General features: G+C 53.2%; 21 protein-coding genes. 12 read left to right on the top strand and 9 right to left on the bottom strand.

Going from position 1 to position 22,057, the window contains the following annotated elements; all coding sequences use genetic code 11:
* The first annotated feature begins 75 nt into the window (after positions 1-75).
* On the top strand, positions 76-411 hold the full coding sequence (locus AB4K05_RS08485) for a GlpM family protein (protein ID WP_368479540.1): 336 nt from the start codon (positions 76-78) through the stop codon (positions 409-411).
* On the opposite strand, the gene folM is transcribed toward AB4K05_RS08485, so the two are convergent.
* From folM to ydgH, 3 genes are all read right to left on the bottom strand, one after another.
* A complete protein-coding gene (folM, locus tag AB4K05_RS08490) occupies positions 408-1,130 on the bottom strand; it encodes a dihydromonapterin reductase (protein ID WP_368479541.1) in 723 nt (240 codons plus the stop codon). The genes AB4K05_RS08485 and folM overlap by 4 nt on opposite strands.
* A 39-nt stretch (positions 1,131-1,169) precedes the next feature.
* Positions 1,170-2,552: an amino acid permease gene (locus tag AB4K05_RS08495; RefSeq protein ID WP_368479542.1), complete on the bottom strand. Its 1,383-nt coding sequence runs from the start codon at positions 2,550-2,552 to the stop codon at positions 1,170-1,172.
* Positions 2,553-2,814: 262 nt separating this feature from the next.
* Positions 2,815-3,765, bottom strand: coding sequence for a DUF1471 family protein YdgH (gene ydgH, locus AB4K05_RS08500; RefSeq protein ID WP_368479543.1), 951 nt, complete (start codon positions 3,763-3,765; stop codon positions 2,815-2,817).
* A 522-nt stretch (positions 3,766-4,287) separates the two neighbouring features.
* On the opposite strand from ydgH, the gene pntA reads away from it, so the two are divergent.
* The 3 genes from pntA (at position 4,288) to AB4K05_RS08515 (ending at position 7,540) form a co-directional block, all read left to right on the top strand.
* Complete coding sequence (gene pntA, locus AB4K05_RS08505) at positions 4,288-5,817, top strand: Re/Si-specific NAD(P)(+) transhydrogenase subunit alpha (RefSeq protein ID WP_368479544.1); 1,530 nt, start codon at positions 4,288-4,290, stop codon at positions 5,815-5,817.
* Between the two features lie 10 nt (positions 5,818-5,827).
* On the top strand, positions 5,828-7,216 hold the full coding sequence (gene pntB, locus AB4K05_RS08510) for a Re/Si-specific NAD(P)(+) transhydrogenase subunit beta (protein ID WP_368479545.1): 1,389 nt from the start codon (positions 5,828-5,830) through the stop codon (positions 7,214-7,216).
* A 135-nt stretch (positions 7,217-7,351) separates the two neighbouring features.
* Positions 7,352-7,540, top strand: coding sequence for a YdiH family protein (locus AB4K05_RS08515; RefSeq protein WP_368479546.1), 189 nt, complete (start codon positions 7,352-7,354; stop codon positions 7,538-7,540).
* A gap of 171 nt (positions 7,541-7,711) precedes the next feature.
* Here AB4K05_RS08515 and uspE read toward each other — a convergent pair whose 3' ends face one another.
* The 4 genes from uspE to ogt form a co-directional block, all read right to left on the bottom strand.
* Positions 7,712-8,662, bottom strand: coding sequence for a universal stress protein UspE (uspE, locus tag AB4K05_RS08520; protein ID WP_368479547.1), 951 nt, complete (start codon positions 8,660-8,662; stop codon positions 7,712-7,714).
* A 181-nt stretch (positions 8,663-8,843) separates the two neighbouring features.
* A complete protein-coding gene (locus AB4K05_RS08525; RefSeq protein WP_368479548.1) occupies positions 8,844-10,364 on the bottom strand; it encodes an EAL domain-containing protein in 1,521 nt (506 codons plus the stop codon).
* Positions 10,365-10,604: 240 nt separating this feature from the next.
* Positions 10,605-11,357 (bottom strand): fumarate/nitrate reduction transcriptional regulator Fnr, encoded by a 753-nt coding sequence (gene fnr / locus AB4K05_RS08530; protein WP_122983151.1) that lies wholly within the window; start codon positions 11,355-11,357, stop codon positions 10,605-10,607.
* Between the two features lie 196 nt (positions 11,358-11,553).
* Complete coding sequence (ogt, locus tag AB4K05_RS08535; RefSeq protein ID WP_368479549.1) at positions 11,554-12,069, bottom strand: methylated-DNA--[protein]-cysteine S-methyltransferase; 516 nt, start codon at positions 12,067-12,069, stop codon at positions 11,554-11,556.
* A 593-nt stretch (positions 12,070-12,662) separates the two neighbouring features.
* Between ogt and smrA the strand changes: the two genes are divergently transcribed.
* A complete protein-coding gene (smrA, locus tag AB4K05_RS08540; protein WP_368479550.1) occupies positions 12,663-13,226 on the top strand; it encodes a DNA endonuclease SmrA in 564 nt (187 codons plus the stop codon).
* Here smrA and AB4K05_RS08545 read toward each other — a convergent pair.
* The gene (locus tag AB4K05_RS08545; RefSeq protein WP_368479551.1) at positions 13,223-14,029 is read right to left on the bottom strand and encodes an IclR family transcriptional regulator C-terminal domain-containing protein; all 807 of its coding nucleotides are present in this window, start codon (positions 14,027-14,029) and stop codon (positions 13,223-13,225) included. The genes smrA and AB4K05_RS08545 overlap by 4 nt on opposite strands.
* A gap of 169 nt (positions 14,030-14,198) precedes the next feature.
* On the opposite strand from AB4K05_RS08545, the gene AB4K05_RS08550 reads away from it, so the two are divergent.
* The 7 genes from AB4K05_RS08550 to AB4K05_RS08580 all read left to right on the top strand — a co-directional run bounded on the left by AB4K05_RS08550 (position 14,199) and on the right by AB4K05_RS08580 (position 20,571).
* A complete protein-coding gene (locus AB4K05_RS08550) occupies positions 14,199-14,888 on the top strand; it encodes a 3-oxoacid CoA-transferase subunit A (protein WP_368479552.1) in 690 nt (229 codons plus the stop codon).
* A gap of 10 nt (positions 14,889-14,898) precedes the next feature.
* The gene (locus AB4K05_RS08555; RefSeq protein WP_368479553.1) at positions 14,899-15,555 is read left to right on the top strand and encodes a 3-oxoacid CoA-transferase subunit B; all 657 of its coding nucleotides are present in this window, start codon (positions 14,899-14,901) and stop codon (positions 15,553-15,555) included.
* Between the two features lie 9 nt (positions 15,556-15,564).
* A complete protein-coding gene (gene pcaF, locus AB4K05_RS08560) occupies positions 15,565-16,767 on the top strand; it encodes a 3-oxoadipyl-CoA thiolase (RefSeq protein ID WP_368479554.1) in 1,203 nt (400 codons plus the stop codon).
* A gap of 9 nt (positions 16,768-16,776) precedes the next feature.
* The gene (locus AB4K05_RS08565; RefSeq protein WP_368479555.1) at positions 16,777-18,141 is read left to right on the top strand and encodes a 3-carboxy-cis,cis-muconate cycloisomerase; all 1,365 of its coding nucleotides are present in this window, start codon (positions 16,777-16,779) and stop codon (positions 18,139-18,141) included.
* On the top strand, positions 18,119-18,883 hold the full coding sequence (gene pcaD, locus AB4K05_RS08570) for a 3-oxoadipate enol-lactonase (protein WP_368479556.1): 765 nt from the start codon (positions 18,119-18,121) through the stop codon (positions 18,881-18,883). Before AB4K05_RS08565 ends, pcaD begins: the two co-directional genes overlap by 23 nt.
* Positions 18,873-19,268 carry a 4-carboxymuconolactone decarboxylase gene (gene pcaC / locus AB4K05_RS08575; protein ID WP_368479557.1) on the top strand — a complete coding sequence of 132 codons (396 nt, stop codon included), beginning with the start codon at positions 18,873-18,875 and terminating at the stop codon, positions 19,266-19,268. Before pcaD ends, pcaC begins: the two co-directional genes overlap by 11 nt.
* A gap of 70 nt (positions 19,269-19,338) precedes the next feature.
* Entirely contained in the window at positions 19,339-20,571 is a 1,233-nt protein-coding gene (locus tag AB4K05_RS08580) for a putative acyl-CoA thioester hydrolase (protein ID WP_368479558.1), read from the top strand.
* 12 nt (positions 20,572-20,583) lie between these two features.
* On the opposite strand, the gene AB4K05_RS08585 is transcribed toward AB4K05_RS08580, so the two are convergent.
* Entirely contained in the window at positions 20,584-22,017 is a 1,434-nt protein-coding gene (locus tag AB4K05_RS08585; protein ID WP_368479559.1) for an aldehyde dehydrogenase, read from the bottom strand.
* Between the last annotated feature and the right edge of the window lie 40 nt (positions 22,018-22,057).

A 22,057-nucleotide genomic window follows, 5' to 3' on the forward strand; every position in this document is an offset into this window, starting at 1 on the left:
AATATTCTTTTTATTCATAAACAAAATATTCTCCGCTATGCTGGCTGCACATGTTGTTGAGCGGTGAAAAATGAAATGGGGTTGTTAATTAAGGCGCTGCTTGGGGCGCTGGTGGTGGTATTGATTGGCGTGCTGGCGAAAACCAAGAATTACGCAATTGCGGGGCTGATTCCGCTGTTTCCGACCTTTGCGCTGATTGCGCACTATATCGTTGCCAGTGAGCGGGGAACGGAGGCGCTGCGCGCCACCATCGTCTTCGGCATGTGGTCGATTATTCCGTACTTTATCTATCTGCTTTCGCTTTGGTATTTTACCGCAATGATGCGCCTTCCGCTGGCGCTGGCGGGCGCTGTAGCCTGCTGGGGGCTAAGCGCCTGGCTGTTGATCTTCTTGTGGGGGCGTCTTCACTAAACCAGCGGGCGACCGCCGTCAACCGCGAAGGTACGGCCAGTGACGAAGCAGCTGCCGAGGATGTATTCCACCAGATCGATAATCTCTTTTTCCCCGGCGGCGATTTGCATCAATGACTTCTTTAACGCCTTCTGGCGATATTCCTCATCATCATCTTCGTTAAACAGCACCAGCGCCGGTGCGATGGCGTTAACCTTTACCTCCGGCGCCAGCTTGCGAGCGAACGAACGCGTCATATTATCCAGCGCGGCTTTGCTGGCAGCGTAGGCGATATGCTTATCGCTGCCGCGTTCCACCACATAATCGGTAAAGTGAATAATATCGCCCTCCGCATGCCCGTGACCGCGTAAGAGGTCTTCCAGCGCATGGTTAAGCAGATAGGGGGCATGAACATGGATTTGCAGCATGGCGTTGAGCACATGGCTTAAGGAGGCGGTTGGGCTTTCCGCCAGCCAGCCGCTGGCATTGTGGATGATACCGCGCAGACTGGTGCACTGTGCTCTGACTTTATCCGCGAAGGTATAAATCCCTTCATCGCTGGCAAAATCAGCTTGGATGCAGACTGCGCCGGCTTTTTGCAGGACATCGATGGCCGGATAGTGGGTGCGATAGCTCAGGATAACCGGCTGCAGTTGGGTGAGAAAATGGTGGGCAAGGGCGAGGCCGATACGACGACCTCCACCGGTTATCAGGATTGGACGTGACTGCATATTTCCCATCGTTTTTTCCTTATCAAATTGACGATGAGGCCGCGCACGTTACCTCATCAACACCCACGTTGCCGGAACCGCGACAACCAGAAGCAGACCAATTAAGGCCAATTCACGACGCTTCAACAGGACGTTATCGTCATGCGTGCGTCGTGCATAAATAAAGACCAATAGCCCCGGCGCATACAGCACCACCGACAACAGCAAATGCATCGGGCCGGAAGCATACAATAACCATAAGCCATAAACACAGGCTCCGACACCAATCACCTTATGTAATGGGCGACGGGCCACCTTCAATAAGAATGCCCCGACGAGGAAATACGGCACCAAGATCATCTCTGACGCAATGGTGAGCAGCGTATTATAGTCGGAACCCGTCAGCCAGATCAGCACTAGGCTTGCCTGTACGCTGAGGTTGGTCAACCACAGTGAAGCTGAAGGCGCATTATTGGCGTTCTGGCGGGCAAAAATCCGTGGGAAGGCCTTGTGCGTCGCTGCCAGCAGCGGGACTTCCGCGGCCATAATGGTCCAGCTCAGATAGGCTCCGCAGACGGAAATAATTAATCCAGCGGCAATGACGATTTCACCCCAAGACCCCATCATGCGAACCATCAGTCCGGCCATCGATGGGTTGCGCATTTCCGCCAGTTCCGGGCGTGCCACCACGCCCATCGACAGCAGCGTGACCAGCAGATAAACGCTCAGTGCGGAAACCACCGCCAGCAATGTAGCGCGACCAACGTCTTTCTTGTTGCGCGCGCGGGCAGAAACCACCACCGCGCCTTCCACACCGATAAATACCCACAGGGTAATCAGCATAGTGTTTTTTACCTGTTCCCATACCGGCACACCTAAATCGATACCGTGGAAATCCAGTGTGAACACGTCGCTGTTAAAGGCCATAGCGGCTAAGACGATAAACAGACCCAACGGCACCAGCTTAGCCAGCGTCGCGGCTAGGTTGATACTGGCGGCGGTCTGAACGCCGCGCAGGACGAGGAAATGCACGACCCACAGCAGGATGGAGGCGCCAACAATCGACTGCCAGGTGTTGCCATCACCGAACAGCCGCAGTTCTGGCGTATCGGTAAAGAAGCTGAGGGCTGAAAAAACGATAACCAGATAGGAAACGTTGGCGATCACCGCACACAGCCAGTAGCCCCAGGCCGAGCAGAAACCGACTAGCTCGCCAAAACCTTCACGTGCATAGGTAAAGATGCCGCCGTCTAAATCAGGGCGAATGCGGGTCAGCACCAGCATAGCAATGGCCAAGAATAAGATCCCGATGCCGGTAATGGCCCAGCCAATCAGCAGTGCTGCCGGGCTGGCAACCTGTGCCATGTTTTGCGGCAGACTAAAAACGCCAGCACCCAGCATTGAGCTGAGAACCAGAGCGGTCAGGGCGCTAAGCCCTAATTTCTTTTCCATGTGAATCCTGTCGTGGAAAGAGAAGAAGGAGAATATTTATTTGGCGAAATCGCATAAACATGGAGGATTGCGCTGAGGCGGCGATTCTACGTAGAGAGGTGCAGACATGCAATAAGGTATGACGCAAAGCGATAAAAAAACGACGGGGGTGTAGTCTGGATTGCTCGATGGCGTTTTGCTTATCGAGCCTACTTTATGGTGTAGGCCCGATAAGGAGCTTTCCCGCCATCCGGCAATCTGCGCGAAGGGCGGTGAATATCACTTATTTATACAGGTCGGCGCTGATGGTGACGTTGCCGCCACGCTCCTGCCACTGACGCGTAATGTGGTAGTACTTCGCATCTTTCTTCGCGGCACGTTTTGCCACCTGGTAGGACACTTCGGTCATGTTGCCGTAGTTACCGGTGAACTTAATGCTGTCGAAAGGAACCATCTGTGCAGCGGCAATTTTGTTCAACTCTTCAACTTTAGTGCCATCCGGAAGCGTGACACTGTAACGCCCGCCCTTAGAGGATTGCGTTTCGAAGAAACGACCTACGCCGGTGCCAGAACCCACGGCGGCAGTCGTTGCCACCCCTGGAATTTCAACCTGTTTCGCGGCGACGCCGCCTTCAGCCAGCGCTTTACGACCCGCATCGGAATCAGCAGGAATAGCATCTGGGCTTTGCAGGACGCGTTTTTGTGCGTCGGCTTTGTAGACATAAGCCGTAATACGCTGGTTGCCGCCGTCGTTAGCATCAACCTGACGGACGATGAAGAAAGAGGCTGCGCCTTTTGCTTTTGCGGCTTTGGTAATCGCGGCATTCACTTCCGGCTGGCTGCGATAGAAGCCCTGTACGGTCACGGTATCAAACGGAACCAGTTCAACCGCTTGGTCTTTTGGCAGTTCGGTCACACCGTTAATCACGCGGTTTTTCGGCTCGTCAGCTTTTGCCGCGTTTTCTTTATAGAAATCGGCTGTGACGCGCCAGTTGCCGCTGTTGCCATAATCAGATGTGTCGACAACGTAAAAAGAGGCTGCGCCTTCTTTGTCCGCTTTGCGGGACATGGCCTGCACCGCGTCGCCAATGGCGGTAAAACGACCGGTGATCACGACGCGGTCATAAGGTTTCAGTGCGGACGCTTGCTCCGGAGTCAGCTCGGTGGCTGCGTGGGCGGACAGCGCCGCGGCAGACAACAGGGCGGACACGAGGAGGGTGTTCTTAAGCTTCATAAAAATAATCCTTCGCCTTGCGCAAACCAAATTCGGGGAATGTTGTTATCGGAAAACGTCTGATTATGGCATTGAAATGACTCCATTGTCTGCGTCATTTTTAACTTCAGATGCGAACCCGGTGACGGTTTTGGATAACTTTTCCTGATATGTTGAAAAAACGGGCGCTTGACCAGAAAAAGCGGTCAACCATATAACTTTTTTAAGTTAATGGAATGTTAATCGCTCCATTACGTCCGAGAATAATCATGTTTTCCCGTGCGGATTAAGCGAATTATGAGGCTCGCTAATCAAATCGGGGTAAATATCGCTGTTTGTAACCCTCTGAACTCATTATTTGGCATTTAATGCAAAATAGTAATTTTTGGCGCTAGATCACAATCGGTATTTTCAGTAGGTTATAGTCAGTTTGTTACTGTTTTATTTATTCAGGTTGTTCGCCTGTTAGCTCGTCACGGGTTACCCGCAACAAACTGGCAAAACGGCAAACCATCATATAAGAACCGATGGAAGGGAATAGATATGCGTATTGGTGTACCAAAAGAGAGGTGGGCCCAGGAAACGCGGGTAGCAGCGACGCCGAAGACGGTCGAACAGCTGCTTAAGCTCGGTTTCAGCGTGGCCATTGAAAGTGGCGCAGGAAAACTCGCAAGTTTTGATGATAGCGCATTTGTGCAGGCTGGCGCGGAAATCGTCTCCGGTGAAGCGGTGTGGCAATCGGACGTTATCCTCAAGGTTAACGCGCCAACGGCAGAAGAGATCCCGAATCTCAACCCGGGCACCACGCTCATCAGCTTTATCTGGCCGGCGCAAAATGCCGACCTGATGGCGAAACTGGCCGAGCGTAATATTAACGTGATGGCGATGGACTCCGTACCGCGTATCTCCCGCGCTCAGTCGCTGGATGCGCTCAGCTCAATGGCTAACATCGCCGGTTACCGTGCGATTGTTGAAGCTGCCCATGAATTTGGCCGCTTCTTTACCGGGCAGATCACCGCCGCAGGTAAAGTCCCTCCCGCTAAAGTGATGGTCATCGGTGCCGGTGTTGCCGGTCTTGCCGCCATCGGTGCGGCAAACAGCCTTGGCGCGATCGTGCGCGCATTTGATACCCGCCCTGAAGTAAAAGAGCAGGTACAAAGTATGGGCGCTGAATTCCTCGAACTCGACTTCAAAGAAGAAGCTGGTAGCGGAGATGGCTACGCCAAAGTGATGTCCGAAGCGTTTATCGCGGCGGAAATGGCCCTGTTCGCCGCCCAAGCGAAAGAGGTCGATATCATCGTGACCACCGCGCTGATTCCGGGGAAACCTGCGCCGAAACTTATCACTCGCGAAATGGTTGACTCCATGACTCCGGGCAGCGTGATTGTCGATCTGGCCGCGCAGAACGGTGGCAACTGCGAATACACTGTCGCCAATGAGATCTTCGTGACGCCAAACGGCGTGAAGGTTATTGGCTACACCGATCTTGCCGGGCGTCTGCCAACTCAGTCATCCCAGCTGTACGGTACGAACCTCGTTAACCTGCTCAAATTGTTGTGCAAAGAAAAAGACGGCAATGTCACGATTGATTTCGACGACGTGGTGGTTCGCGGCGTAACGGTCATTCGTGAAGGTGAAGTGACTTGGCCGGCTCCGCCAATTCAGGTTTCTGCACAACCGCAGGCGGCGGCTAAAACGGTCGAAGCGCCGAAAGAAGCAGAAAAACCGGCTTCACCGTGGCGCAAGTATGCGCTGATGGCGTTGGCGATTATTCTGTTCGGCTGGCTGGCAAACGTCGCGCCGAAAGAGTTCCTCGGCCACTTCACCGTCTTTGCGCTCTCCTGCGTGGTGGGTTATTACGTGGTATGGAACGTGTCACATGCGCTGCATACGCCGCTGATGTCGGTCACCAATGCCATTTCCGGCATTATCGTGGTGGGGGCGTTACTGCAAATTGGGCACGGCGGTTGGGTGAGCTTCCTGAGTTTTATCGCGGTACTGATCGCCAGTATTAATATTTTTGGTGGTTTCACCGTTACTCAGCGCATGCTGAAAATGTTCCGCAAAGGATAAGGGGTAACAAATGTCTGGTGGATTAGTGACAGCTGCATACATTGTTGCCGCAATTCTGTTTATTTGTAGCCTCGCGGGGCTGTCAAAACACGAAACCTCACAGCGCGGCAACTACTTCGGTATTGCTGGGATGGCGATTGCGCTGGTCGCGACCATTCTGGGGCCTGACAGCCACAACATGGCGTGGATCCTGCTGGCGATGGTTATCGGCGGCGCTATCGGTATTCGTCTGGCGAAGAAAGTTGAAATGACCGAAATGCCGGAGCTGGTTGCTGTGCTGCATAGCTTCGTGGGTCTTGCCGCTGTGCTGGTAGGCTTTAACAGCTACCTGCAGCACGAAACCGGCATGGATCAAATTCTGGTCAATATTCATCTGACCGAAGTGTTCATCGGCATCTTCATTGGTGCGGTAACCTTTACCGGTTCTATCGTGGCGTTCGGCAAGCTGTGCGGCAAGATGTCTTCCAAGCCGCTGATGCTGCCAAATCGCCATAAGCTGAACCTGGCGGCGCTGGTGGTTTCTTTCCTGCTGCTAGTCGCGTTCGTGCGTACCGATAGCGTTGGTACTCAGGTGCTGTGCCTGCTTATCATGACCGTTATCGCGCTGGCGTTTGGTTGGCATCTGGTGGCTTCCATTGGCGGCGCGGATATGCCGGTGGTGGTGTCTATGCTGAACTCCTACTCCGGTTGGGCGGCGGCAGCGGCGGGTTTCATGCTGAGCAACGACCTGCTGATCGTCACCGGTGCGCTGGTGGGTTCTTCGGGTGCCATCCTGTCGTATATCATGTGCAAAGCAATGAACCGCTCATTCTTTAGCGTGATTGCCGGTGGTTTCGGTACCGATGGTTCTTCTGCTGGTAGCGATGAAGAGCAGGGCGAACACCGCGAAATTAGTGCGGAAGAGACGGCAGAAATGCTGAAGGATTCCCACTCCGTTATCATCACCCCAGGTTATGGGATGGCGGTAGCACAGGCGCAGTATCCGGTGGCAGAAATTACCGAGAAGCTGCGTGCGCGTGGTATTAAAGTACGCTTTGGTATCCACCCGGTTGCCGGGCGTCTGCCGGGCCACATGAACGTGCTGCTGGCGGAAGCGAAGGTGCCTTACGATATCGTGCTGGAGATGGATGAAATCAACGATGACTTCTCCGACACCGACACGGTACTGGTTATCGGGGCGAACGATACCGTTAACCCGGCGGCGCTGGACGATCCTAAGAGCCCAATTGCGGGCATGCCGGTTCTCGAAGTGTGGAAGGCGCAGAACGTTATCGTCTTCAAACGCTCAATGAATACCGGTTACGCCGGGGTGCAAAACCCGCTGTTCTTTAAAGAGAACACGCAAATGCTGTTCGGTGATGCGAAGGCAAGCGTGGATGCAATTCTAAAAGCGCTCTGATTTTTTTATAGAACGTGAGGCCGCCAGCCCGTAGGGGCTGGCGGCTTTTTATTTGTCCGGCGATTGTTTTTGGTCAAAAAATGCGCAGCCAAAGGTGTTATACTGTGCCAAGTCATCCACACCTATGAGGAAACTATGGATACCTTGTTAACGCCAGCACAGCTCGCAATCGAATTTCTCCGCCGTGACACCACGCCTTTAACGCCCGCACAATATCTGAAACGTGTTAAGCAACTTGAACTGGAGTTTGCTGACCTGATGGCGCTTTCCGCCATTGAACTGAAAGAAGAAATCGACTTTGCTTGGCGACTAGGGCTCCATTAATCCTCTCTTTGAGAAGATTGGCGACGGCGCTGTGCTTATCCTTCCTGCCCACCCTCAGGGCGGATACGCGTAGCGTCATCCGGCAACATACAAGCACCACGCAATGAATAAAGGCCGGGAAATATTTCCCGGCCTTTTCAAATCTCGCCTCATTGATAGCCAATTTCGGGACTAATCGTCTTCTTCATCGTCCATTTCAACGGGCGTTTGATAATCGTTTGGCTTAATCGCTAACAGGTCGCAGCGCAGGTGATCGATAACCTGTTCTGCGGTATTGCCGAGGAACGCGGCAGAAATCCCAGTACGCCCCACGGTACCCAACACCACAATACCGGCGTCAAGATGAGCGGCTAAATCCGGAATCACCTCTTCAGGTAATCCTTTTTCAACGTGGGTGAATTTCTCATCAATACTGAATTTTTGGCGCAGTGACTTCATTGCCAACAGGTGCTGGCCACGAATAGCGTCGTTGTATACGCTTGGATCAAAATCAGGCAACTCGATGGCGATGTTAATTGGCGTAACCGGATAGGCACCAATCAGGTGGACTTCGGTGTGGTTAATCTGTTCTGCTAGCTCAAGAGTCTCTTTGACCAGCTTTTCGTTGAGCGCATTGTGGTAGGTCTCTTCGCTGGCAAGGTTCACGGCAACCAGCGCTTTACCGCCATCCGGCCACGGCTGATCTTTCACCATCCACACCGGACACGGGCATTTACGCAGCAGGTGCCAATCCGTTGGGGTAAAGATAACGGATTCGAGCTTATCGTGCTGGTGAGCCATCTTCAGCAGCAAATCATGACCGCCGCTAATGACTTCCTGAATAATCGCTTCAAATGGACGGTTATGCCAGACCACCTTAATCTCCAGCGGCACACCGGCATCCAGATAGTATTTCGCCTGCTCGCGGATCCATGCGGTACGCTGGCTAATAACACCCTGACGCATAGCGGTGCGCTCGTCAGGAGACAAAAGGGTCGTCATTTCATAGGAAAAGTCATAGATCGGCAAGAACGCCTTAATGCGACCACCAATCCGTTGATGTAGGTAAACAGCGCGTCGCAGCGCGGGCTGATCGTCCTGATTAGGATCGATAGCAACGAGCATGTTCTGATACTTGGCCATACAGGGTCTCCTTACAGCTGTAACCACAGTTTGTAAGTAAAAGATAACTCATATACGGTGATTGAAACAGGGGGGAACCTTTGCTAGATCAATAAATCAGGATAAATACCTAGCCCTGAGCAATATTCCAGTAAGTGTCATAATGCGCAGATAAACGTTGATAAGCTGTGGCATCAGCGCCTCAGTCCACGATGATTTCTTTATGGTTTTGCGCCAGCAACGCAATCACCAGCTCAATAAAAGTAAGCGGTTTATAGAAATAGTAGCCCTGCATAAGGGCGATGTTTTTACGGTTGAGATACTCGCGCTGCCCGGCGGTTTCCACGCCTTCGGCAACAATCTGTAGCGACAACTTTTGGACCATTTCTAAAACACAGTCCAGCAGCATGGTGGAATCTTTATGGCTATCAATGCGGCTAACAAAACTTTGGTCAATCTTAATAAAATCAATATTCAGTTCGTGAAGATAGGACAGGCCAGAATAACCGGTACCAAAATCATCTAGGGCGATGAAGAAGCCATGGCGGCGCAGGGTATTAAGATTATCGATCAGCTGTTCATCAATTTGCAGCCGCTCGCGTTCGGTTAACTCCAAAACCAGTTTTAGGTGATTATGCTGGACACGCTCACGAAAATGCAGGCAATCAGCCACAAAGGAAGGGGCGTTAACATGTGAGGCGCTGATGTTAATCCCAATATGGAAACCGACAGGTAATTTGCTGGCGATCTGGTTGATCTGTCGCACCACCTGGTCTAATAACAACGTTGTAAGCGGGATAATTAATCCGACTTTCTCTGCCACGGGAATGAAATAGGTGGGTGAGATGATCCCAATGTGTTCATGCTTCCAGCGTGCCAATATTTCCACACCGTGTATTTTGCCGGTTACCCCATTCACAATGGGCTGATAAAAAGGAACGATGTCACCATGCTCAATCGCTTTGCGTAGACTCTCCTCTGGCGTGGTGTACTTGTTGGCATATTTATACAGCGTATAGGCCACCGTGCAGGAGATAATAAAGATGAAAAATAACAGGCCGGAGCCTTGTTGCATAACCCGCAGCGGACTGAAAAAAACAGGTAAATGGTAGGTGATACTAAAGGGATAGAGGTTTGAACTCAGGAGGCTCATATTCACGCGACTTTGCGGGCGCGGAGTGATGTCTCCCGTCACGCCAAGCATATTGTCGTCAATCACCAGAGCATAGTGTGCATCAAAGGTATAGCCGTTTAGGGCGTCGCGAATGTGCGCGTCACTGATGCTAACGAAAACTTTGCCCTCCGTTGAATCCGCTTGGTATATCAGCACGGGCAGATGATTAGTGGTTTGGTTGGCGGTCAAGAGCAGTAATGGGGTTTCGGGTAGGGTGTCCAGTTGCAGCAGCACCCGATTACCCGGCAGCGAGGAGCACCATACCTTGCCCTCTTTTACAATTGCGATGGTTCTAAGATGTGGTTTTAACGCCGCCTCGGTGCCTAATCGATATTGGTTCTCTGCGGAGCAGGACTGAAGTGCAATGTTTATTGCCGTGTGGGTGGCCGTACTGGCTTCGTCAAGAATCGCCTCAATATTTTTCATCGTCAGGCGCGCGCCATTCTCGCTGTTTATTTGCGCCGAATACCACAGTTGGGTATTCAAAATAGTAACGCCGACAATGAATATCAGGACCGCAAAACTCGCTGGCAGTATGGCCGTGCGCATGAACGTCCCCGTGGAATCAATCAGTTTTATCTATAGGAAAGACTATATCTGAGATCTATAGCGTGGGAAATTAAAATTCTAAAGCCATTAACCTGCAATCTATTTGCAAACAAACGGAATAATCGCTGTGAAATAAAAAGGGGAAGGATTTCCTCAACGCGCGTTGAGAAGAACTTCTTTTTAACGGGGGAAAAGAAAAAGCCCCGAGTTATCGGGGCTTTTGGGCATCAGGAGAGGCGATTAAGCCACATTGCGAGAATGACCCGCCAATACGGCCAAAGCATCGCTGTTTTCAATGGTGATATATTTACCTTTAACTGCCAGCATACCGCTTTTCTGGAAGCGGCCTAACAGACGACTGATGGTTTCAACCGTCAATCCGAGGTAGTTACCGATATCACCACGCGTCATGGTCAGACGAAACTCGCGCGGAGAAAAGCCACGTTGGGCAAAGCGACGAGACAGGTTATAGATGAATGCCGCAAGGCGCTCTTCCGCATTTTTCTTCGACAGCAGCAGGATCATGTCCTGGTCGCCTTTGATCTCGCCGCTCATCAGACGCATCATCTGCTGACGCAGATTTGGCATCTTCCCGGATAAATCATCCAGCGTTTCGAATGGGATCTCACAGACCATCGACGTTTCCAGCGCCTGAGCAAAGCTCGGGTGATGCCCGGTACCGATGGCATCAAAACCGACTAAATCACCCGCCAGATGGAAGCCGGTAATCTGCTCATCACCTTGTTCGGTGATGGTATAGCTCTTAATGGTGCCGGAACGAATAGCATACAGAGACTTCAGCTCATCACCGGCTTTGAACAAGGTTTGCCCTTTCTGGATGGGCTTTTTACGCTCGATAATATTATCCAACTGATCAAGCTCATGTTCATTAAGAGTGAACGGGATGCAAAGCTGGCTGATGCTGCAATCCTGACAATGGATAGCGCAACCGCCAGACTGAATGCGTCGTATAATTCTCTTTTCCGGGATCATAGGTTTGCTCAAGCCGTAATTGATATTAGTCAATTTTAACATCTTTTTGGTGAGCAAGTAAGTCTCGGCGGCGCTATTCACCCAAGATTAAAAAGGGATACCATCTTTCTAAATATATCCAATTGATATACATCAAAAAATTTTAGATAAGATCGCGATGGTAAGTTTCCGATAAAGGGCTAAAGGGCACAGAAAATCAAAGCAGCAGGTAGCCTTCATGACGTAAAAGCCACTCTTTGCGCTGCACGCCGCCGGCATATCCGGTCATGGTGCCATTACGGCCAATCACGCGGTGGCAGGGCACCACCACGCTAACGGGATTCGAACCATTAGCGGCCCCGACTGCGCGGGCGGCACCTGGACGGCCAAGCTGCTCAGCCAGTTGCCCATAATGCATCACTTGGCCACACGGAATGGAGCGTAATGCTTGCCACACTTCACGCTGAAACGGCGTCCCAGCCGTGGCGGTAGGAACGGATTCAATAATAGCCAAATCGCCCTCAAAGTAGCGGTTCATTAGCTGACTCAACCCGCCTGGGTTACTTGACGCCACGCGCTGATAGCCTTCGCTGCGATAATGGATATCCAGCAGTTGTTCCATTCGATCGCTATGCTCCTCCCATTCTACGGCTCGCAGGTGAAAATTTTCATCACACAGGATCCACAAAGGTCCAAGCGGCGTGGCAATTTTATCTTCAAGCAAAATCAGCATACTGAGGTGTTCCGTTTATGCGAAATATTCTTGTTTGACACCATACCATGTGAATAGGCTAATGCTCTATACCTCGAATGTATAACCACACTAAAAGAGTGGTTAGAATATAGTTGCATTAAAACAGCAACAATGAAATTACCGAAAACAAATAAAGATACAGAATGTTTTTAAATATAAAAAAGAATGGGTGAAATTGTAACATCATGAATGATATGGGGAAGAAATGAGATTTTACGCACGTAGAATAAAAATCGGGGTCTGTCGACATCGCCAGACCCCGCAGCAACCACACAGTTAATTCCGTAACGAGCCCCACATTTTGCTCCGCACAGCGGGTATTACTATTTATAACGGGTCTTGGTGTATTTTCCAGATAATTCTTGGTGATTTATTTCACGTATTCACAATGAGTGGAAAGTTTTAATTAGGTGTTTATTTTATTTAAGCAGCAATTAATATATTCAAAAAAGGAATGTATTACGCATGCAAACATTTCATGTGATGGCTTTTTAAGCGATAAAGATAAACGGATTGAGCCTGCATCGCCGCGCGGCTATAGTATCTGCCAGTTGTCGCAAGGGGGAGTGCACATGAATCCTGAAGAAAAATCGCTGTTTCTGGACGCCATGGATGATGTTCAGCCACTCAAAAAATGCCACGACGTTCACTGGCAACCCGTCCGTAACTCCCGAACTCGGCAGCAGATAGATACGTTGCAGTTGGACAATTTCCTCACCACCGGTTTTTTAGATATTGTGCCCCGCGATACGCCGCTTGAATTTAAGCGCGAAGGGCTGCAGACAGGCGTTCTGGATAAGCTCCGTTTAGGGAAGTACGGTCAACAGGCGAGCCTGAATCTAATGCATCAAACGGTAGAAAACTGCCGCCAGCAACTGTTTGCGTTTATCCGTCAGGCTCAGCTTGAAGGCCTACGCAATGTCCTGATTATCCACGGCAAAGCTAAAGAAGATGAGTCGCACGCCAATATCATCCGCAGCTATCTAGCACGCTGGCTCACTGAATTTGAGGATGTACAGGCTTTCAGCGTTGCGCTGCCGCATCATGGCGGCAGCGGTGCTTGCTATGTGGCACTGCGCAAATCAGAGGCCGCCAAGCAAGACAACTGGGAGCGGCACGCGAAGCGAAGTCGTTAGCGCATCAGTAAAGTCAGTTCGGATGCTGCTTTTTGCAGCTCCGGCAGTACGCGCTCAAGCAGTTCGGTGGCGGACACTTGGCCTGCATGAACGCCAACGTTTAGCGCGGCTTCAACCTGTCCCTGTGCGTTGTAAAGCGGCACCGCGAGGGAGCGTAACCCCATCTCCAATTCCTGATCGTTTAACGCATAACCCTGCTGGCGTACCGCTTTTAGCTCGCTTTTCAGCTTGCTGACTGACGAAATCGTCTGCGGGGTGTAGCGGATCATGGTCACCCGAGCCAGCATATCGTTAAGCTTTTCTTCCGGCAGATGGCTTAGCAGTACGCGTCCCATTGACGTTGACCAAGCCGGAAGACGGCTGCCGATATCCAGATCGATTGTCATAATGCGCGAGCTAGAGGCGCGGGCGATATACAGAATGTCGTCACCATCGAGGGTCGCAATGGAACACGACTCATTAAGCATCTCACTTAAATGCTTCAGCACCGGCTGTGCGGAGCGCGCCAGCGGCGTTGAAGCCAGCCATGCGTGGCCTAACGACAAAATTCGCGGGCGCAGCTGAAAATTCTTGCCGTCTTCGGCATACACAAAACCCAGTTTACCGAGCGTATACAGGCAACGGCGCACCGCCGCGCGAGGGATCCCGGTTTTCTGGCTTATCTGCGAAATCGACAGCACTCGCCGCTGCGGCGTAAAGGCCTGAATAACTTCCAAACCACGCGCCAGCGAAGCCATAAAGTTGGGGTCGCCTTTAAACGGATCGCTATCTCCCGTCAATTTATCGTCTGGATGTTTCTCCATTTCTTTCTCCACAATTATGCCGTCGATCACATTATGCGACTAAACATACATGATGTTCGATTATCGCACCATATTTCGATTATCGCCCTTGACCCGTATCGTTAAGCGGGTCACATTTTGTGCGAACAACGAATATAAGTGCGATAACCGCACATCAAGGAGCAACCTGATGATTGATAAAAGTGTGTCGACGCTGGTGGATGCCGTCGCTGGTATTACCGATGGCGCGACAATAATGATTGGCGGTTTTGGGCCCGCCGGGCAGCCGACGCAGTTGATTGACGCTTTGATTGAGCAGGGCGCTCGCGACCTGACCATTATCAATAACAACGCCGGTAACGGTGAAATTGGTCTGGCGGCGCTGCTGAAAGCCGGGCGTGTGCGCAAAATGATCTGCTCGTTCCCGCGTCAGGTTGACTCACAGATTTTTGATTCACTGTACCGCCGCGGTGAGGTGGAGTTGGAGCTAGTCCCACAGGGAAACCTTGCCGCACGCATTCAAGCCGCCGGTGCCGGGCTGGGTGCGATTTTTACCCCGACCGGCTACGGCACGCCGTTGGCAGATGGCAAAGAGACCCGGGAAATTGATGGTCGTCACTATGTACTGGAATATCCGATTAAAGCGGATTTTGCGCTGATAAAAGCGCATCAAGGCGACCGTTGGGGCAATTTGGTCTACCGCAAAGCGGCGCGCAATTTTGGGCCGATCATGGCGACAGCGGCAAAAACGACAATTGCTGAAGTCAGCCAACTGGTCACCTTAGGTGACCTAGACCCGGAAAATATCGTCACGCCAGGGATTTTCGTACAGCGCGTTTTCTCGCTGGAATCGCTCTCTAACCACGCGCTGCGCGCCTAAGGAACCGGATATGCAAAAACTCTCACGTGATGATATGGCGCGCCGCGTAGCGAAAGATATCCCAGAAGGTGCTTATGTCAATCTGGGAATTGGCCTGCCAACCCGCATTGCCAACTACCTGCCTGCCGATAAAGAGGTCTTCTTGCACAGCGAAAACGGTTTGCTGGGCATGGGGCCCAAACCGGCAGAAGGGGAAGAAGATCCGGAGCTCATTAATGCGGGCAAAGAGTACGTCACGCTGCTTCAGGGCGGTTGCTATTTTCATCATGGCGACTCCTTCGCCATGATGCGCGGCGGCCACTTGGATATTTGTGTTCTCGGGGCCTATCAGGTTTCGGCTCAGGGCGATCTAGCCAACTGGAGTACCGGCGCGCCAGATTCTATCCCCGCGGTGGGTGGGGCGATGGATTTAGCGGTTGGCGCACGCCAAGTCTTCGTCATGATGGATCATCTGACTCGCGAGGGTGAATGCAAATTGGTCGAACGCTGTACTTACCCGTTAACCGGTGTTGGCTGTGTGAGTCGTATTTACACCGACCTTGCGGTTATTGATATCACCGACCAAGGCCCGGTGGTGCGCGAAATATTCAACGGGCTCTCTTTTGATGAATTGCAGCGCATCACGCCTGTTACCTTAACCGATAATACCGTCGCGGAAACCGCATAAGGAATGATGATGAATCAAGCATTTATCTGCGACGCAGTGCGCACACCGTTTGGTCGTTTTGGTGGTACGCTCTGCGGTATTCGCGCCGACGATCTGGCCGCATTACCGCTAAAAGCCCTGCTGGAGCGCAACCGCGGCTTAGACCCTGCGCTTATCGACGATGTCATCTATGGCTGCGCAAACCAGGCGGGTGAAGATAACCGTAATGTGGCGCGTATGGCGCTGCTGTTGGCGGGCCTGCCGGACACGGTGCCGGGTAGCACGGTAAACCGTTTGTGCGGCTCCAGCTTAGACGCCATCGGCATTGCGGCGCGGGCAATTAAAAGCGGTGAAACGCAACTGATGATTGCCGGCGGTGTCGAAAGCATGTCGCGGGCGCCGTTTGTGATGGGCAAGGCGGAAAGCGCCTTCAGCCGCAACATGAAGATAGAAGACACCACCATCGGTTGGCGCTTTATTAATGCGCAAATGAAAGCGTTATATGGCGTTGATTCCATGCCCGAAACGGCTGAAAACGTGGCCACCGATTTTGCCATTGCGCGAGCATGCCAGGACGAATTTGCGCTCCGTAGTCAGCAGCGTACCGCCCAAGCGCAGGAGAACGGCCTATTTAATGATGAAATCGTCCCAGTTTGGATTCCGCAGCGCAAAGGTGAAGCGCTGTGTTTTAGCCAAGATGAACACCCGCGCAGCTCCTCGCTTGAGGCGCTGGCAAAGCTTAAAGGCGTGGTTCGCCCGGATGCTACCGTTACCGCCGGCAATGCGTCAGGAGTGAATGACGGGGCCTGTGCGTTGCTGTTGGCGAGTGAACTGGCCATGAGGCAGAATGATTTACAGCCGCTGGCCCGCGTGGTGGGCGTTGCTACCGCCGGTGTCGCACCGCGCATTATGGGGTTTGGCCCGGCACCGGCGGTGCGCAAAGTGCTGGCGCAAACCGGGCTGACATTGGCGCAAATGGACGTGATTGAACTGAATGAAGCTTTCGCCGCGCAGGCGCTGGCGGTGCTACGCGATTTAGGTCTGCCGGATGACGCCGCACAGGTGAACCCCAACGGCGGGGCCATTGCGCTCGGTCATCCGCTCGGCGCATCCGGTGGGAGACTGGCAATGACAGCCGCCTATCAATTGCGCCGCACCGGTGGACGTTATGCGTTATGCACAATGTGTATCGGCGTAGGCCAGGGGATTGCACTGGTCATTGAACGTGTTTAAGGAGCCGGAATGAGTTTGTTGACCCCGCTGTTGCGTACCCGCGCCCTGACGGATTTTTTCAGCGATGAACAAACCGTGCAGGGCATGCTGGATTTTGAAGCTGCGCTGGCGATGGCACAGTCGCGGTGCGGGGTCATTCCCGGCTCAGCGATGAACCCGATTGTCGCCGCTTGTCGGGCCGAAAGTCTGGATTTCTCAGCATTAGCCAATGATGCCGCCAACGCCGGTAATCTGGCGATCCCTCTAGTCAAACAGCTTACATCGCTCGTGAAGAGTGAAGACGCAGAGGCTGCTCGCTACGTTCACTGGGGAGCGACCAGCCAAGATGCCATCGACACGGGCAGGGTGTTACAGCTGAGGCGGGCGCTTGATGAAACCCAAACCCGTCTTCAGCGCGTGATGCAGGTGTTGGCAGAACAGGTGGCGCGACATCGCCATACCCTGATGCCTGGGCGCACGTGGATGCAGCACGCGCTGCCGATTACCTTTGGCTTAAAGCTCGCCGGAACGCTGGACGCACTGCTGCGCTGGCAGCAACGATTAACGGAAATGCGCCCACGGGTGCTGGCGCTGCAGTTTGGTGGCGCGGCGGGAACCTTGGCGTCTCTTAAAACGCAGGGCCCGGAAGTGGCGCAACGCCTAGCTGGGATCTTAGAGCTTCAGCTCCCAGACACCCCTTGGCACAGCCAGCGTGACCGCATTATTGAGGTGGCGAGTTGGTACGCGGGGCTTAGCGCCACGCTAGGTAAGTTTGCCAATGATTTCTCGCTATTGATGCAAACCGAAGTCGCAGAGGTCAGTGAACCGATTGCCGAAGGCCGCGGTGGATCGTCAGCGATGCCGCATAAACGTAATCCGGTGAGCTGCGCGGCTATTCTGGCTGCGGTAGAGCGTATGCCGGGCCTGATGGCAACGCTGTACGCCGGACAAATTCAGCAACACGAACGCGCGCTCGGCGGCTGGCAGGCGGAATGGGAAACGTTGCCGCAGTTGATTATGCTCGCCGGGGGCGTTGTCGAAAATAGTGAGAATCTGCTGCGTGGTATGCAGGTTAACACGCAGAAAATGCGTGAAAATTTGGATATAACCCATGGTTTGATTATGGCTGAATCAGTAACTCAAGCGCTGGCATCGTTTATCGGTAAAGCCGATGCACACCATGTGGTTGAGAACATTTGCCACCGGGCTATTGCGCTAGATTGCCCGTTACTACCGTTGCTGGAAAACGATCCGCTGGTCAGCCAGCATCTTTCTTCAGCACAACTCACGCCGCTGCTGGACCCGGCAAACGCCATCGGCAGTTCGGAACACTTTGTGCGCCAAGTTCTGGCGCGCTATCAGGAGCAGGGAAATGAACATCCATTATCGTCTTGATGGGCCTGAATCAGCACCGGTGTTGGTGCTTTCTAATTCGCTTGGCACCACGCTGTCGCTGTGGGACGCACAGGTTGCCGAATTGTCTCAACGATTTCGGGTTCTGCGGTACGACATCCATGGGCATGGGCAAACCACAAAACACGGCAAAGTGACGTTGTCACAATTAGCCGGTGACGTGATTGAACTCCTCGACCACCTTTCTATCCAGAAGGCCTTTTTCTGCGGTATCTCCATGGGCGGTTTGACCGGTCTTTGGCTGGCGCGATTTGCTCCAGAACGTTTTCACGCCATCGCCGTCGCGAATACGGCGGCAAAAATTGGTGAACAGGCGGGCTGGCTCTCCCGGGCTCGCACCGTACGTAACGAAGGCATGGGCGTCGTGGCTGCAGGTGCGGCAGATCGTTGGTTTAGCCATGAATTCCGCCAGCATCATCCGGCAGAGGTTGAACAGTTATGCCATCAGTTGGCGAACACCCATGCAGAAGGCTACGCCGAATGCTGTGACGCGTTAGCCGCCGCCGATTTGCGCGCTGAAGTGGCGGCCATTCGCCTGCCTATGTTGATTATCGCCGGTGAATTCGACCCGGTTACCACGGTCGCCGATGCGGATTATTTGCATCAGCAAATCGACGGCTCGCTGCAGGTGGAACTGGCGGCTTCACATTTATCGAACGTGGAAGCCAGTGAAGAATTTACCGCCGCGCTGGTGGCGTTTTTGGAGAGAGAGCATGAGCGATAATTCCCGCTATCAGCAAGGAATGGCGGTTCGCCGTAAAGTGCTGGGGGATACTCACGTTGACCGGTCGTTGCAAAATCTGTCGCCGTTGAACGAGGAGTTCCAAGACTTTATTACCCGCTATGCATGGGGTGAAACCTGGACCCGTCCGGGGCTCGATCATCACACTCGCAGTATGATAACCATTGCGATGCTGATTGCGTTAAACCGTGAAGCCGAGCTGAAAATGCATTTGCGTGCGTCATTTAATAACGGTGTCACCCGCGATGAACTCAAAGAGCTGATTATGCACGCGGCGCTGTACTGCGGTTTGCCCGCTGCCAACGCCACAATGCATCTAGCGCAGCAGGTTTTTGATGAGCTGGACGCTGAGAAGCGTGATCGCTAAGTTATAAAATAAAAAGCCGTTCCATTATTATCGGTTCTCTATTTCTATCTTTTAAAGTGATGGAGAACCGATGCCAAAAATACCTTACCTAGGAATGTCCACGCTGCTGTGTATGCCATTGGTACTGCAGGGCTGCGCCTCGCCTTTGCCAACAGGAACGGCAAGCAGACCGCTGTTGACGGCACAAGAAGCCGCACCTTACACCGCAGAAAATTACTTCGCGCAGGGTGGTTTAATCAGTCACCCGACCGGTCCATGGCAGCCGCCAACGATTAATCTCACCGATATTGAAACGCCGTGGCGGGTCGCAGCAAAGGGGGCACCGTTTACCCACGTACAACAGGCGATTGATGCCGCGCTTTCGCGACATAATGGCAACGAAAGAGTCTATATTCGTCTTGAGCCGGGTGTTTACACGGGCACGGTGTACATTCCTGATGACGCGCCGCCGATAACCCTTTTCGGTGCGGGAACACAGCCGGAGGCAGTGCGAATCGAGCTGGCGTTGGACTCGCAGTTTAGCCCCGCGCAATATCGCCAGACCGTCTATGCCGACCACTATCCACCAAATTCGCCGGCCTATTACCAGTACGCGCTGTGCGCCGGGAAAACCAGCGCGCTTATCGGCACCAATTGCGCCGCCGTTTTCTGGTCGCAGAGTAACGATCTCCAACTGGTCAATTTAACCATTGCTAACAGCCTGCTCGATACCGTTGATGGCGGCACTCATCAGGGCGTCGCGTTGCGCACCGACGGCGACCGGATACAGTTGCAAAATGTGCGACTGTTGGGGCGTCAGGACACACTGTATCTCAACATCAGCAACCGCAAAAACGAAGCGCTGACCGACCGTATTCACCGCGTTTACGTTCAGGATAGCTACATTGAGGGCGATGTTGATTATGTCTTCGGGCGGGCGAATGTCGTGTTTGATGGCGTACATTTCCATACCGTTTCCAGCCGTCAATCGCCGGAAGCCTACGTACTTGCCCCCAATACCTTACCGGACAACCCTTACGGATTCTTGGTCAAAAACAGTCGCTTCACCACCGACGACGGCTATAAGGGGAGCTTCAAAGCCAAACTGGGACGCGCTTGGGATCAGGGGGCGGGGAAAACGGGTTATCTGCCGGGGAAAACCGCCAATGGTCAGGTGCTGATTGTAAATAGCACTATCGATAGCGGCTACGACAGCTTGTCACCGTGGGGCGCGGCCGCTACAACCAGCCGACTGTTTAAGGGCAACATCAGCAGCACACGGCAGTTGAACGATGTGCAGTTCAACCGCCTGTGGGAACGATAACCCGTCTACGATTTAAAACGGTAGCGTCCGTGGCGTGGTTTGCATGGTCACCCAGCGTAGCTCGGTAAACTCATGAATACCCGCTCGGCCGCCAAATCGACCATAGCCTGAATCGCCGGTGCCGCCAAACGGCATCTGCGCTTCGTCATGTACCGTTGGGCCGTTAATGTGGCAGATTCCCGTTTGTAGGTTTTGCGCCACATTCCACGCCCTCGCCGTATCCCGGCTGTAGACCGCAGAAGACAAACCGTAGGCGCTGTCGTTGGCGATGCGTAGCGCATCTTGTTCGTCGTTCGCAAAAATCACCGCTTTTACGGGGCCAAACGACTCCTCGCTCCAGATCCGCATCTGTGGTGTCACGTCAGCCAGTAGGGTGGCCGCCATAAAAGTAGAATCGGTCTTGCCGCCGGTGAGCAGCGTGGCGCCTTTTGCCAGCGCATCGTCAATCAGCGCGTTACAGCGCGTCACGGTCTTGTCATCAACCACCGACCCTAGCAGCCCAGTCGGCAGCGCATTGACCCTTTTCACCAAGGCTGCAATAAACGGCTCGGCAACTTGCTTATCCACGATGATTCGCTCGGTCGACATGCAAATTTGCCCCGCATTGGCAAAAGCACCAAAGGTCGCGCCCGCTGCGGCCTGCTCAATATCGGCGTCGTCCAGTACCAGCAGCGGCGCTTTGCCTCCGAGTTCGAGCACCACCGGTTTGAGATGCTTCGCGCAGGTCTGAGCAATAATGCGTCCGACCGGCGTTGAACCGGTGAAATTAATGCGCCGCAAGCCCGGATGGGCAATCAGCGCCTCAACCAGTTCCGGCGCATCCTGCGGCGCGCAGGTCAGGTAATTCACCACACCTTGCGGAAAACCGGCGGCGGCGAGGGCGTCGATAATCAACCCTTGTGTTGCCGGAGATAGCTCAGAGCCTTTGAGGATCACCGTATTGCCGCAGGCAAGCGGTGTGGCAATGGCGCGCACCGCCAGAATAACCGGTGCGTTCCACGGTGCCATGCCCAATACCACACCGGCCCCTTGGCGCGTCGCCAACGCAAGGTTACCGGGAATATTTGACGGGATCACCTGACCGTCGATTTGCGTGGTGAGCGCGGCGGCTTCACGCAAAATGTCGGCACCCAAATGGACGTTAAATCCGGCCCAGTGGGGCGTTGCACCGGTTTCGGCATTCATGATTTCTGTGAATTGATCGCTGCGCTTTTCGAGCTGTTCTGCGGCGGCTAGCAGCAAACGGCGACGTTCACCCGGCGGCGTATCACGCCACAGTGGGAAAGCGGTAGCGGCGGCATCTGCGGTACGCATGGCGTCGGCTACGGTCGCAGCAGGGGAAATCGAGGCAATATCGCCGCTGGCGGGATTCAGGCGCGAGAAGCTCGCCGCGTTTGCAGCGGCGCAGGCTTCGCCATTGATAAATAGGGTACAGGTGAATGTCATGGAAACCTCTTATCGACTCGGGTAATGAATCGAGTGTAAA

The sequence above is a fragment of the Kluyvera sp. STS39-E genome (genome assembly GCF_040932435.1).
GTDB lineage: Bacteria > Pseudomonadota > Gammaproteobacteria > Enterobacterales > Enterobacteriaceae > Kluyvera.